Source organism: Rahnella sp. AA, assembly GCF_002834385.1.
In the GTDB taxonomy this organism is placed as follows: domain Bacteria; phylum Pseudomonadota; class Gammaproteobacteria; order Enterobacterales; family Enterobacteriaceae; genus Rahnella.
Genome location: NZ_PITQ01000017.1, coordinates 14,020 through 28,474, shown reverse-complemented (window position 1 = coordinate 28,474; position 14,455 = coordinate 14,020). Strand labels below are relative to the sequence as shown.

Below are 14,455 nucleotides of genomic sequence, written 5' to 3'. Positions count from 1 at the left end.
GCAAATAAACCCCGCACACGCCCATCCCTCGGATTATATATTAAGAAGTCATTAACATACAAAATCATTCTGCCATCTTCCTCTCTAGTTACTCGTTATGTTTATCTAATCAATTCAACGTTTATTGTTGAAATATCCTAACCGTGTATTAATCATCACTTAAATGGAATTTCTAAATGACGACTTTATATTTTACACAGCAATTGAAAATCATGGGTGCCCGCACTCAAAACTCCACCAGTTATTTATTTACGCGCCACCGCCTGGTCGCACTGGATAACACAACAGGTGAGCCCGTCATTGCAGACTGGCAGTATGATGGAGAGTCAACATCCATCAGTGGAAATAGTTTCATTGACACCCAGCCACACAAAAAGCTCTACATCAGTTCGGCTGATTATACTGGCCGCGCCACACTCAATGTCAGCAACATCGACGGCAACTTTTTCTCCGTCGCGGCCCGTAAAAATGACGGTACCGTGACGTCATGGGGCCTTGACAGCTGCGGCGGCGTCCCGCCAGTTAACGAACGGAATCATGACATCATCGCCGTTGCCGGTTCAAATCAGTCCCTTTGTGCCCTCAATGCCAATGGTCAGATTTTTTCATGGGGTTTTCAGACCGCCCCCGGCCAGATAATGGCCATTCCTGACAATATTTTAGCGTTGAATGACATCATTGAGATCAGGGGTAATGAAACTGGAATGGCGGCATTACGCGCCTCCGGGCAGATTGTGGTTTGGGGTTCTGAGAATGCAAGTGACCTCCCCGCTGACATAGCAGCGTTGATCGATATCGTTGATATTCAGGCAAGCTCTGGCGCTTTTGCTGCGCGTCGCGCTAACGGCCATGTGGTTGCCTGGGGGCATATCTCAAATGGCGGGAAATTAACCGTCGAAGTGGAATTACTGAACGACATTGTGGATGTACAGTCTACTTCTTATGCCTTCAGCGCACGCCGCGCTAATGGGCAAATCGTCGCATGGGGTGATGAGGCTCACGGCGGTAAGGTGCCTGATATTCTGGCATCACTGACTGATGTTGTTGATATCGCCGGGTCATTACAAACATTTATCGCCCGCCGGGCCAGCGGGCATATCGTCACATGGGGAACCAGCAACTACATTCCTGCCGAAATCGAATTGATGGACGACATTGTTGATGCCCAGATGACCGATGCAGCCGTCATCGTGCTGCGCTCAAATGGTCAGGTTGCGGCATGGGGGGACGACTCTAAAGGTGCCATGGTCCCGACGGGTTTAAATAATGTCGTTGCCCTGACCACCACAATGGATTCCGTCGCTGCACTTAAAAGCGACGGGCGCGTTGTGTGCTGGGGGAAATATACCAGCGAGGGCATGCTGCCTGAGCTGAAAGATATTCAGGCGGTATATGCTAACCACGAAAGCTTCTTTGCGATTAAAACGGACAATACGCTTATCGTATGGGGAAATACGCACAGCGGCGGTGATATGGCTGATGTACCGGCTGATTTGCAGGGGAATATTAGTTTTTATGCACCTACTGCCAGGCTGAAATTGATGGGAGCGAGATCACCGATGGGGGGAGGAACTCAAACATATCCTGTCGGAGTGAGAATGATCGCCGCTCTGGATGCTGATACTTTACAACCTGTTCAGGTGATGTGGCGCTATGTTGATGAAGACTCTGAAATTCTGAGTGAAAAGCTCACCGACACTAACCCAGAGAAACAGCTTCAGGCATGTTTACCCGGCAGCAATATACAGGTTACTCTGACTACGGCTAATATGACTGGAAATTATGGCCATTTAATTTGGGGGGCTGGTGATTTTTTTGAAAATGAAATGTCTGTACTGCAGGATCAAGGATTAGTGACAACCTGGGGATGTGGACTATCTTCTGCTCAAGTGGCAAAACAGCTTGCCACACAATTAGTCTGCACAGAGGATGCCTTCGCATTAATAAACCCAGAAGGCCAGGTTTTTGCATGGCCTTCAGTTCCTAAATCAGTTTGCGGCACTGTTCCGGAAAATATATCCAGTTTAAAAGATGTTGTGGCTATCTCCTCAAATTCTAATGCATTTGTTATTTTGCGTTCAGGTGGACAGGTTGATGCGTGGGGTTATCAAAATGCCGGTGGAAAAGTCCCTGCGGAGATTAAAGCGCTCAATGATTGTGTTCAGGTGTATGCCGGGAGTGAAGCTTTTGTGGCACTGAGAAAAACCGGAGAGATCGTCGCATGGGGATTTCCAACCTCGGGCGGAACTCTGCCGGAAGATATTGCGCAACTTAATGATATTGTGGCCGTTATCCCTGGCACTTTTGCAATTGTCGCGTTGCGAAAAAATGGACAGATTGTTGCCTGGGGGAGTCAGAACTCTGGTGCAGAAATACCAGATGCGGTTAAACAGTTAACCGATATTGTCAGCGTTACGGCATGTAACGCTGTATTTACTGCCTTAAGGGCGACAGGGCAAGTGGTGACATGGGGACAGGGTAGCAATTTTGGTTATAAACAACCCGATGGAATGAGCGAATTAACTGATTTTACTTCTGTGTCTGGGGCTTACCAGGCCTTTGTTGGGCTGCGCTCAACGGGACAAGTTGTCGCCTGGGGACCCATAGTAAATAACTGGAATACAAATGGAGACTTTGATAAATATATCGCTCCATTAACAGATATTGTTGCGGTGACAACCGGCCTTAACATGCTTTCAGTATTACGTGCAAATGGTGAAATAGCTTGCTGTGTCTTTATTGACGAGCTTCCATTTGATCAACCGCAGTTGAAAAACATCAGAGCAATATACTCTATACCTCAATGCTTTTGCGGCTTAGCCGAGGATGGGACGCTAACTCTGTGGCCGTCCAATTCAGACGTCTATGTAGACGGCGTTCCCCCTGCACTTCAGGGAAATATCCTTTACGAAGTCCCGTCTAAATAATCCTATTCAATATCCGGTTACATTCAGCCGCCCAAACCGGGCGGCTTTTTTATTTGCGAACCCGATCGCAATATCCAGCGCGCAAATAGGTTATTGATTGAAGATTGAGTATCTATATATATCAATCATTAAGGATGATAATGAAGATCAAACCTCTGAGCCTTGCTGTTTCTGCCCTGCTGCTTACCGCCCCGTCCGTTTTTGCCAATACTCCTCAGCCCGAACTCAGCCAGAGTGAAGCGACGTTGCTCACCGTTGACGGGCTGCAATTCAAAGACCTCAACCATTCAGGAAAGCTGGAACCTTATGAAGACTGGCGGCTGACGCCGGAAGAACGCGCGGCGGATTTGGTAAAACGCATGACGCTGGAAGAAAAAGCGGGCGTGATGATGCATGGCTCTGCGCCAACGGCCAACAGCCCGATCGGTGCCGGAACACACTACGATACTGACGCTGCGAAAAAGATGATCGCTGGCGCCAAAGTTAACAGCCTCATCACCCGTCTTTCGGCGGAAAATCCGGCCATTATGGCCGAAGAAAACAACAAACTTCAGCAAATTGCCGAAGGAACGCGGCTGGGGATCCCGGTTACCATCAGCAGCGATCCTCGCAATTCCTTTGAATATCTGATTGGCGCGAGCACCTCTTCCGGCAAATTTACCCAATGGCCGGAAACGCTCGGGCTGGCAGCTATTAATAATGAAAAAGTCACCCGCCGTTACGCCGATATTGTGCGTCAGGAATACCTGGCGGTCGGTATCCGCGAGGCGCTTTCGCCGCAGGCCGATCTGGCAACCGAACCACGCTGGGCGCGCATCAGCGGAACCTTTGGCGAAGATCCGGCCCGCGTGCACAACATGGTGCGCGGCTACATTGAAGGCATGCAAAACGGGGCCGGCGGCCTGAACAGCGGCAGCGTCATTTCGGTGGTGAAACACTGGGTCGGCTACGGCGCAGCGGAAAACGGCTACGACAGCCACAACGTGTATGGCAAGAACGCCGTCTTCCCCGGTAATAATCTGAAAGAACACATCTACCCGTTTACCGGCGCGTTTGAAGCGAACGTCGCCAGCGTCATGCCCACCTATTCCATCCTGAAAAATGCGATGTTCGAAGGCAAACCGCTGGAACAGGTCGGTGCCGGATTCAGCCATCAGTTGCTGAACGATATTTTACGCGGGCAGTACGGTTTTAAAGGCGTGATCCTCAGCGACTGGCTGATCACCAATGATTGCAGTGACGAATGTCTGAACGGCGCGCCGGAAGGCAAAGAACCGGTGCCGGGCGGCATGTCGTGGGGCGTGGAAAACCTGACGCCACAGGCGCGTTTCGTCAAAGCGGTGAAAGCCGGTGTCGACCAGTTTGGCGGCGTGACCGATTCACAACTGCTGGTGAACGCGGTTAATGAAAAACAGCTGACAGAGCAACGTCTGGACGAATCCGTGATCCGTATCCTGGTGCAAAAATTCCAGACCGGTCTGTTTGAAAACCCGTATGTAGACGCACAGAAAGCGGTGCAAACCGTGGGACGTGAGAGCTGGCAGAAAGAAGCGAATGCGGCGCAAGGCCATTCGCTGGTTCTGCTGCAAAACAAAGATGAGGTTTTACCGCTGAAAAAAGGCCAGAAAATCTGGCTGTACGGCATCGAACCGAAAGCCGCGCAGGCAGCGGGTTTAACCGTCGTCGATACCCCGGAAAAAGCCGATGTGGCGCTGATCCGCGCACAAGCGCCGTATGAACAGCCACATCAGCAGTGGTTCTTCGGCAAACGTCATCACGAAGGATCACTGGTGTTCACTGAGGAAAATGCAGATTATCAGGCCATCGTGAAAGCCAGCAAATCCGTTCCGACCATCGTGACCGTTTATCTGGATCGCCCGGCCATTCTCACCAACGTGGCCGATAAAGCCAAAGCGGTTATCGGCAATTTTGGCGTCAGTGATACCGTGCTGTTTACCCGCCTTACCGGAACGCAAGCCTATACCGGGAAACTGCCTTTCGAACTGCCTTCTTCCATGGAAGCCGTTTTGAAACAGAAGTCGGATATGCCGCACGACAGCGAATCGCCGTTGTTTGAGATTGGCTTTGGTTTGGCACGGTAAAACATCAGCGATCAGCCGGTGACGCGCGCCAGCACAAAACCGTCCCAGCCTTTGCTGCCGACGGTTTGTAATGCGGTTGCCGACAGCCGCGGTTCTTTTTCAATCATCTCTATAAAGCGGCGTACGCCCTGAACCCGGGCGTCGTCGCTGTGCGGATTGGCGACCTCGCCATCACGCACGACGTTATCCCCGATGATTAATGTCCCCGGTTTTGACAGTTTCAGCGCCCATTCCAGATACAGCGGATTACTGGGCTTATCGGCATCAATAAAAATCAGATCAAAGGGTGCCTGCGTGGTCAGAGACGGCAAGGTGTCGGACGCCGCGCCGGTATGCAGCGTAATTTTATCCTGCAAACCGGCCAGTTCGATATTTGCCTGTGCAACCCGGGCGTGATGTGGATCGGCTTCGAGCGTTACGACACAGCCCGATGCAGGAAGAGCCCGCGCCATCCAGAGAGTGCTGTATGCGCCGAGCGTCCCGATTTCCAGGACTTTCTGCGCGCCGGTCATCTGTACAAACATCGCCAGCAATTTACCCTGATTGGGCGCAACGTCATGTGCCGGTAATCCGGCCTGGTGATTGTTTATCAACACCTGTTCCAGCACCGGATCGCTCTCCACCAGATGGCTGACCAGATAGCGATCGACCTCCGTCCATTTTTCAGCGTACTGCTCAGGGCTTACCTGACTCATGCGGCCTCCTGTTAAAAGTGTTTTATAACCCCCTTTAAAACTAATCATTTTTTCCCGTTTTGCCGGATTTTATTCCTACTTTTTAAGGTTTATCGCTCCCCTCTTACAATAACCAGATTGCCCTTATCGCTCGTTAAACAATCAAAAAACCCATCCATTTCATGCGGATAAAATGTCGTCACTTCACACTTTTGGCAGAAAGTTCACTTGAATTTGTAAAATAATAATGATAACAATTATCATTAAGTTTAACATTCGTCTCGTTTCTGTTAATCCCTGTCATTTTCTGTACAGGCGCTTTAGTACGGAACGTTGTTAGCTTTTGGGTCTATACACACATCAATACACTCGCATCAATTAATTACTCGATTATTTATCGAGTTATTTATAGGGACTATGAATATGTTGTTGGCTTTCCCCCTCAAACGCTCGGTGCTTATGTGCGCTATGGCGCTGTCCGTTCCGGCAGCTTCTCTGGCCGCTGAAGACACCATCGTTGTCAAAGCCGCACCTGCTGATACCGCAGATGCTCCGACGCAGGGTTACAGTGCGAAAACCAGTAAAAGCGCGACTAAAACGGATCAGTCGTTAATCACCACCGGTCAGGCAGTTTCTGTGGTAACTCGTCAGCAAATGACTGACCAGAACGCCACCACTGTCAACGCGGCACTGAACTACACGCCGGGCGTTTTCACCAACTTTGCCGGTGGCGCAACCCGCTATGACACCATCTCCCTGCGCGGTTTCCACGGCGGCGACGTCAACAACACATTCCTTGATGGCCTGCGTATTCTGAGCGACGGCGCGACCTACAACTCCATTCAGGTTGATCCGTGGTTCCTTGAGCGTATTGATGTGGTCAAAGGCCCGTCTTCTGCGCTTTACGGCCAGAGCATTCCCGGTGGTGTAGTGGTGGAATCCACCAAACGTCCGCAATTTGCTGAAGAAGGTCACTTCCAGCTTTCCGGCGGGACGCAAAACACCAAAGGCGGCGCGTTCGATTACACCAATGCGCTCAGCGATACGCTGGCATTCCGTCTGACCGGCATGACCCGCAGCAGCGACACGCAGTACGATCATCAGCGCGAAGAACGTTATGCGATCTCCCCGCAGCTGCTGTGGACGCCGGATGAAAACACCTCCCTGCTGCTGCGCGCGTATCTGCAAAAAGATCCGTCCGGCGGTTATCATGCCGCTGTTCCGGCCGACGGCAGCCTGTATGGACAGAAACTGAGCCGTGGTTTCTTTGACGGCGAAAGCACCTATAACCAGTTCAAACGCTGGGAACAAATCTACAGCTACGAATTCCAGCACACGTTTAACGACGTCTGGTCATTCCGTCAGAACACCAACTACACCCATTCCAATACCGAACTGGATCAGGTGTATCAGGCAGGCTGGAACGCCGACCGTTCACTGATGAACCGTTACTATTCCGGCGAGAAATCCTCCCTCGATACGTTTGCTATCGATAACCAGCTGGAAGCCGATTTCGCCACCGGCGAAGTCGCGCACAAAGTGGTGCTGGGCTTTGATTATTCACACTTCATTAACGACGTGAAATCCGACGGCGCGTATGCCGAAACGCTTAACCCGTACACCGGTGTCGGCGGCGATGCGCTGGATTACTACAGCCATTCGCGCGGCAAAAACCGTTACGAGCAGATGGGCACTTATCTGCAGGACGAAATGAGCTGGAACAAGTGGTTCCTGACGCTGTCCGGCCGTTACGACACGCTGAAAACCTCAAGCCGCAGCTACGAAAGTATTTACTCGCAAACCTCCAACAGCGAACGTAAAGACGAACACTTCAGCAGCCGCGCTTCCCTGCTGTATGCATTCGACAACGGGATTTCTCCGTACGTCAGCTACAGCCAGGCAATGACGCCGTCTGCCCTGCCGGGCGCTGACGGCACGTTGCTGAAACCGATGCAGAGTGAGCAATACGAAGCCGGTATCAAATACCAGCCGGTCGGTACGTCCGATATGTACACGGCGGCGCTGTATGACCTGACCCAAAAAGACGTGGGTAACCGCGTGGTTGTCGGCAGCTACTACGAGCCGGCGGGTAAAATCCGTTCACAGGGTCTGGAGCTGGAAGCGAAGAAACAGGTCACTGAGCGTTTCAACGTGATGGCGGGTTATACCTACAACAAAGTGCGTATCCGCGACGCGGCGCAAAACAACGGCAACACGCCGTACGTGACGCCAAAACAGATGGCTTCCATCTGGGGTCAGTACAAATCGCCAATCGGGGTGGACCTGGGTGCTGGCGTCCGTTACATCGGCACTCAGTGGGCGGATAACGAAAACACCCGTCACATGCCTTCCGCAACGCTGGTTGATGCGTCACTGCGTATGAATCTGGTGCAGTTTAATCCGCAGCTGAAAGGCGCGTATGTACAGCTGAACGCAAACAACCTGTTCGACAAAAAATACGTCGCGGCCTGTTACGGCACCAGCTATTGCTACTGGGGCCAGGAGCGTACCGTGGTCGCCACTGTCGGTTATGATTTCTGATAGCTGACAGCGGAAAAGGGAAAACCTTCACACGTCCCCTCAAATTACCGTGATAAAAAAGCCCTGAATTTTCAGGGCTTTTTCTTTTCTATTGCGCCGGAATATTCTGCGCAGGTAAATGCAGCCGCGCTTTGAGATTTTCTTTTGCGCTGTGCAGCAATGCGTCCGAGGCCTGCCGGTCGGGTTCACACCGCGCCAGCGATAAACTGCCCATCAGCTCCGAACTGACTGACACCGCCGTCGTCTGCGGATCGTCCACACCCATCTCAGTTAGCTGCCGGATAATCATGCCGCGAATTCTTTCAATCCCGCGCGCAAATTCAGCCTGACAAGGCACGGTCATGCGCGGTGCTTCAGAAGCCAGCGCCGACACCGGGCAACCCTGCGAACGGTTATCGCGATGCCACGGCGACAGATAAAAATCGATGTATCCCGCCAGTTGCTGCTGCGCGTTCAACCCCTGATTATCTTTGTCCCAGCGCTGCATCACCTGATTAAACATCTGCTGAATGGCGGCTTCGATCAGGGCGTCTTTCGAGGCAAAATGCGCATAAAATCCGCCATGCGTCAGCCCGGCTTTGCTCATCACGCCCGCCACGCTGACCTGCAACGGCCCTTTGGCGCGGATGGCTTTCGCCGCTTCCTTCACAATCCGCTCGCGGATTTTAGGCTTATGTTCACTTTCGTAGCGCATAGTAAGACCCTGATAATCGAATAAATTGCCGCCTCAGTTTACCTGACCGGTTCCGTTAACGAAACGCGCGCATCGACAGATAACCCCGGCCTCAGCGCGCTGGCTTCCGGCTGACCGGGATCCAGACGAATACGCACCGGTACGCGCTGAACAATTTTAGTGAAATTGCCGGTGCCTGGCTCAAACGGCAGCAGCGCAAAGGTTGAACCGGAACCCGGCGCGAGGCTGTCCACTTCCCCGTGGAACGTCACGCCGGGCAGTGCGTCCACCTGCACGTCGGCTTTCTGGCCGGGCTGCATTCTGCCGGTCTGCGTTTCCTTAAAATTGGCGGTGACGTAAATCCCCTCATCGGGCACCAGCGCCATCAGCCGCTGGCCGGGCGTCACATAATCTCCGACCTGTACCTGACGGTTTCCGACCACCCCATCCACCGCCGCAAAAATCGTTGTATGGTTAAGATCCTGCTGCGCCAGATCTTCCGCCGCCTGCGCTTTTACCACCGCCGCATTTGCCAGCGCCAGCGCGGCTTCAATTTCAGCCCGCTGCGCGTGCGTCACTGCCGCCTGATTTTGCGCGACATCGAGCATGGCAGCCGCGTGTGCCGAAGTCTGTTCCGCCGTCACCGCCACGGTTTTATAGCGGTCCGCATCATTGCGGGATGTCGCCCCGCTAACCGCCAGCGACTGATACCGTTGCTGTTCAGCCTCCGCGTGCTGCTGTTCTGCCCGGGAGGATCGGATGGCCGTTCTCGCGGCCTCTATCTGTGTCAGCGCCAGTTGCTCCTGCGCCTGCTGGCTCAGCAACGCAGCCTGCTGTTGCGCGACCTGCGCGCGGGCGTCTTCGAGATCGCCCCGCGCTGCGGCTAATCGTGCCGTAAATTCTTCGCTGTCGATGAGCACCAGTTTATCTCCGGCATGCACCAACTGGTTATGCCTTACCAGCACTTTTGCCACAAATCCTTTCACCTTAGGTGCGACGGTCGTGGCATCTGCCGTCAGATAGGCATCATCTGTTGATTCTGACGCGGGTGCCGCCAGCAGCCAGACTGTGCCCGCCAGGGCAACGGCCAGCGCAATACTGCTGACAACCCAGATCCGTTTTGATCGCTTGTTCACTTTTACTGCCGGGACCGGGATCCCTTCACCTGCTGTCGTTTCACTCATTTTTCATTCCAATCATTGCATGATGGTTATCATATTAATATGATGATCATCATATAAACAAGTCCCGGGATATCACAAAAATGTCAGCCACCCTGAATCACCCCGCAACGCTTTCGCCAGCGGATTACCCGACATCACGTAAGTTTCTGATTTTCAGCATTATGGCCTTTGGCATGTTTCTGGCGCTGATCGACATCCAGATCGTCGCCGCCTCGCTCAACGACGTACAGGCCGGGCTCTCTGCCGGGCCAGACGAAATCAGCTGGGTGCAAACCTCCTATCTGATCGCTGAACTGGTGATGATCCCGTTCTCCGCATTCCTGACGCAGGCGCTGTCCACCCGCTGGCTGTTCAGCGCTTCCGCCGCGTTATTCACCCTCAGCAGCATCGGTTGCGGATTGTCGTGGAACATTGAGTCAATGATCTTCTTCCGCGCGTTGCAGGGGTTTACCGGCGGTGCGATGGTGCCGACGGTTTTCGCCACCGGCTTCGCCATGTTTCAGGGCAAACAGCAGGCGCTCATCCCGGCGATCCTTGGCATGGTCAGCGTGCTGGCACCCACGCTCGGCCCGACCGTCGGCGGCGTGGTAACACAATTACTCGACTGGCGATGGATTTTCTTCATCAATATCCTGCCGGGTATTCTGGTCGCCACCGGTGCGGTGCTGTTTATTCATGTTGATAGCGCCGATTTTTCGATGCTCAGACGCATCGACTGGGTGCACTTATTGTCGATGGCGATAGCGCTGGGTTGTCTGGAATACGTGCTCGAAGAAGGCCCACGCAAAAACTGGTTCAGCGATCCGCAAATCCAGATTTCCGCCTGGTTTTCTCTGGTGGCGTTTGCCTTGTTTCTCGAACGTTCTTTCTATTCCAAAAACCCGATTGTGCGCCTGACCCCCTTTCGTGATCCGACCTTTACCTTTGCCTGTTTATTCAATCTGGTTGTCGGTTTTGGTTTGTACGCCTCAACTTATCTGACGCCGGTTTTTCTGGGCCGTATCCGCGATTTCAACAGCCTTGAGATTGGGACCACGGTGTTTGTTGTCGGCGTCGGGCAGTTCTTCAGCACCATTATCGCCGCCCGCCTGATCAATCGTGTCGATCGCCGGATATTAATCACCGTGGGGTTATCGGGTTTCGCGCTAAGTTTATGGCTGACCACCGCCGTCACACCTTACTGGGGCGCAGAACAATTTTTCTGGCCGCAGGTGGTGCGGGGTTTATTCATTATGTTGTGTATCGTGCCCAGCGTGAACATGGCGCTGACCGCCTTTCAGGGTCCGGAACTGCGCTATGCGTCGGGGCTGTTTAACCTGATGCGAAACCTCGGCGGGGCTATCGGCATTGCGACCGTCAACACCTGGTTGCAGGACTGGACACGCGTTCACGCAGCGCGTTTCGGTGAAAGCCTTGGGCAATACGGCGACTCTGCGCAGGATGTGATTGGATCACTGGCACAAAAAATTGGCCACCTGACGCCGGATACCGCGCACGCATTGATGATGGCGAAAGGTCTGTTCGGGGCAAAAGTGGCGGCGCAATCCCTGACGCTGGCGTTCAATGATATCTTCCAGGTCATGGCGTGGATGTTCATCGCCGCCCTGGTCATGGTGCCGTTTTGCCGTAAATGAGGGCAACATTGTGGTGAAACTGTGCAGGCTGCCGCAAAAAATGCGGTTGTAGCAGGGAACTTTTCTAACAAGATGAGAAAGCTTTGGCCTGTTAGAAATAAATCCTTATAATTAGCGGCCCTGAAATGCGATTCGTTACACATCCAGAGTCCCTTTCAAGTGCTATGTGCAAGTACACTATTCCTCCGGCCGGTTTGAACAGGTCGGGGGGAATCAACATCCTGACAAAAACTGCCAGTTGTGGCATTAACGACCAACGAAAATATGAAAATGAGCATTCGCGCAATCCTTACCCTGGTTTTGGCAGTTGCTGCATATAGCCAGGCATCATTTGCTGTGGTCTACCCTCTTCCGGCCAACAACGGTCGTCTGGTCGGTGAAAACATCACAGTTACTGTTCCGCAGGGCAGCAGCCTGCCGCTGGAACATTTTGCAGCGCAATACCAGATGGGTTTGAGCAACATGCTCGAAGCTAACCCTGGCGTTGACCCGTTCCTGCCAACTCCGGGTACCGTGCTGACCATACCTCATCAACTGATCTTGCCGGAGACTCCGCACGAAGGCATCGTGATCAACAGCGCTGAGATGCGTCTGTATTACTACCCGAAAGGCACCAATACTGTTGTCGTGTTGCCAATCGGTATCGGCGAGTTGGGTAAAGACACCCCGATGAACTGGGTCACTACCGTTCAGCGTAAAAAAGCGGGCCCTACCTGGACGCCAACGGCAAAAATGCATGAAGAATATGCTTCGCGTGGCGAATTCCTGCCAGCCGTATTCCCGGCAGGCCCGGACAACCCGATGGGTCTGTACGCTTTATATGTAGGCCGTCTGTATGCCGTTCACGGTACCAATGCTAACTTTGGTATCGGCCTGCGCGTAAGCCACGGTTGTGTCCGTCTGCGTGATGCGGATATTAAATGGTTGTTTGACAACGTGCCGCAAGATACCCGCGTTCAGTTCATTAACGAACCGGTGAAAGCGACCGTTGAGCCAGACGGTAAACGTTACATTGAGATCCACAACCCGCTGTCTTCTAATCAGGAAGAGTTTGATTCCCAGCAACCGCTGCCAATCACCCTGACCGGCAGCGCCAGTACCGTTGCATCGTCTCCGGCTGTTAACCAGGCTGTGGTTCAGCGCGCGATCGAGATGCGTGCGGGTATGCCGGTGCAGATCAACTAACGCTCACCGATATCTGATACAGAAAGCCCCGAAAATGTTTCGGGGCTTTTTTTTGGAATTTTTTCAGGGCCGGACAGAGAGTATTTCGGTCCGCGACAGCACCTCACTGCCAGTGAGGAACCGTCTCCCCACCTGCGACACCCATCACACTTCCCCTTCCGGTAGCAGATTTTTTCATGCTGGCAGCGGATCCCCCCTCATGCATTTTCGCGTCTCTGCGTATTTTATTCTTCATGCTGTCTGCACCCTGCAACGACGGGCAGTCAATAACGAGAATAACGGAGAACGTTTATGGCCAGGTTGAACAGAAATTATCTGATGTGTTGTTTGTTCTTTTTCTTCTTTTTTATTTGCTGGGGAGCCTGTTACCCCTATTTGTCTTTATGGCTCACGGACACCATCGGCGTCAGTTACAGCGACGTCGGGCTGGTTTATTCCTTTACCGCTATTGTTTCTGTGTGTATTCAACCCGTTTTTGGGTTTATTTCCGATAAATTAAAGTTCCGCAAAAACCTGATGTGGATGCTGGCGATTATTATGGTGCTGTTCGCGCCTTACTGGATTTATATTTTCGCGCCGCTGATGAAATATAACGTCATTGCCGGCGCACTGGCGGGCGGTATTTATATCGGGTTTGCTTTCGGCGCGGGCTGCGGCGTATGCGAAGCCTATATTGATAAAGTCAGCCGCATGACCGGTTTTGAGTTTGGCCGGGCGCGTATGTTTGGCGGGCTTGGCGCGGCATTCGGTACGTTTTTAGCCGGTGAACTGTACGGCATTAATCAGGATTATATTTTCTGGATGGCCAGCCTGGCCGGGGTATTCCTGCTGTTTGTGGTCTTCATGACGGATCCCAAACACGACAGTACCTGCCCGGCGCAGGCAGAAGGTAAAGCCATCATCACCCGCAAGGATGTGATGGAATTACTGAAAACCCGCCGGTTCTGGTTCTTCGCGGTGTACATGGTCGGCGTTGGTGCAGTCTATGAAACCTATGACCAGCAGTTCGCGATTTATTACAGCCGTTTTTTTGCCAGCAAAGCCGAGGGGGCCGCAGCCTTCGGGTATCTCTATACCGCACAGATATTCCTTGATGCCGTGGTCATGTTCTTCGCCCCGTGGTTCGTGAATAAAATCGGCCCGAAAAATGCCCTGTTATATTGCGGAATGATCATGAGTATCCGCATTATTGGCTCAGCGTACGCCACCGGCCCGTTGAGTATCAGTGCGATCAAAATGCTGCACGGTTTTGAAAGTTCTGTCTTCCTGGTATCCGGTCTTAAATATATCTCTGCAAATTTCCCGGCGTATATTTCTGCCACGGTGTATTTAATTGGTTTCCAGTTTTCCAAACAGTTCAGCGCCATATTTCTCTCCGGCACCGTCGGGCATATGTATAACACGCTGGATTTCCGCGACACCTATATCATTCTCGGCCTGATTGCGCTGGGCTTTACTTTACTTTCATTCTTTACGCTGTCACCGGTGCGTCAGCGTTTACCGCAGGAAGCCGTTTCAGGCTGAATAAGAGGAGT

At 52.6% G+C, this 14,455-nt stretch carries 9 protein-coding genes; 6 read left to right on the top strand and 3 right to left on the bottom strand.

The features are described 5' to 3' along the window. Positions 1-176: 176 nt before the first annotated feature. Both CWS43_RS25650 and CWS43_RS25645 read left to right on the top strand, forming a co-directional pair. On the top strand, positions 177-2,927 hold the full coding sequence (locus CWS43_RS25650) for a hypothetical protein (protein ID WP_101079981.1): 2,751 nt from the start codon (positions 177-179) through the stop codon (positions 2,925-2,927). A gap of 140 nt (positions 2,928-3,067) precedes the next feature. Beyond that, complete coding sequence (locus tag CWS43_RS25645; protein WP_101079980.1) at positions 3,068-5,029, top strand: glycoside hydrolase family 3 protein; 1,962 nt, start codon at positions 3,068-3,070, stop codon at positions 5,027-5,029. A gap of 11 nt (positions 5,030-5,040) precedes the next feature. Here CWS43_RS25645 and CWS43_RS25640 read toward each other — a convergent pair whose 3' ends face one another. Further along, positions 5,041-5,724 carry an O-methyltransferase gene (locus tag CWS43_RS25640; protein WP_101079979.1) on the bottom strand — a complete coding sequence of 228 codons (684 nt, stop codon included), beginning with the start codon at positions 5,722-5,724 and terminating at the stop codon, positions 5,041-5,043. A 402-nt stretch (positions 5,725-6,126) separates the two neighbouring features. On the opposite strand from CWS43_RS25640, the gene CWS43_RS25635 reads away from it, so the two are divergent. After that, a complete protein-coding gene (locus CWS43_RS25635; protein WP_101079978.1) occupies positions 6,127-8,244 on the top strand; it encodes a TonB-dependent siderophore receptor in 2,118 nt (705 codons plus the stop codon). A gap of 88 nt (positions 8,245-8,332) precedes the next feature. On the opposite strand, the gene CWS43_RS25630 is transcribed toward CWS43_RS25635, so the two are convergent. Beyond that, positions 8,333-8,938: a TetR/AcrR family transcriptional regulator gene (locus CWS43_RS25630; RefSeq protein WP_101079977.1), complete on the bottom strand. Its 606-nt coding sequence runs from the start codon at positions 8,936-8,938 to the stop codon at positions 8,333-8,335. 38 nt (positions 8,939-8,976) lie between these two features. Beyond that, positions 8,977-10,101 carry an HlyD family secretion protein gene (locus CWS43_RS25625; RefSeq protein WP_101079976.1) on the bottom strand — a complete coding sequence of 375 codons (1,125 nt, stop codon included), beginning with the start codon at positions 10,099-10,101 and terminating at the stop codon, positions 8,977-8,979. Positions 10,102-10,181: 80 nt separating this feature from the next. On the opposite strand from CWS43_RS25625, the gene CWS43_RS25620 reads away from it, so the two are divergent. The 3 genes from CWS43_RS25620 to CWS43_RS25610 all read left to right on the top strand — a co-directional run bounded on the left by CWS43_RS25620 (position 10,182) and on the right by CWS43_RS25610 (position 14,444). Further along, positions 10,182-11,735, top strand: a complete 1,554-nt coding sequence (locus CWS43_RS25620; protein WP_101079975.1) for a DHA2 family efflux MFS transporter permease subunit — start codon at positions 10,182-10,184, stop codon at positions 11,733-11,735. A gap of 264 nt (positions 11,736-11,999) precedes the next feature. Beyond that, positions 12,000-12,920, top strand: a complete 921-nt coding sequence (locus CWS43_RS25615) for a L,D-transpeptidase family protein (RefSeq protein WP_101079974.1) — start codon at positions 12,000-12,002, stop codon at positions 12,918-12,920. 291 nt (positions 12,921-13,211) lie between these two features. Further along, on the top strand, positions 13,212-14,444 hold the full coding sequence (locus tag CWS43_RS25610) for an oligosaccharide MFS transporter (RefSeq protein ID WP_101079973.1): 1,233 nt from the start codon (positions 13,212-13,214) through the stop codon (positions 14,442-14,444). The last annotated feature ends 11 nt before the right edge of the window (positions 14,445-14,455 follow it).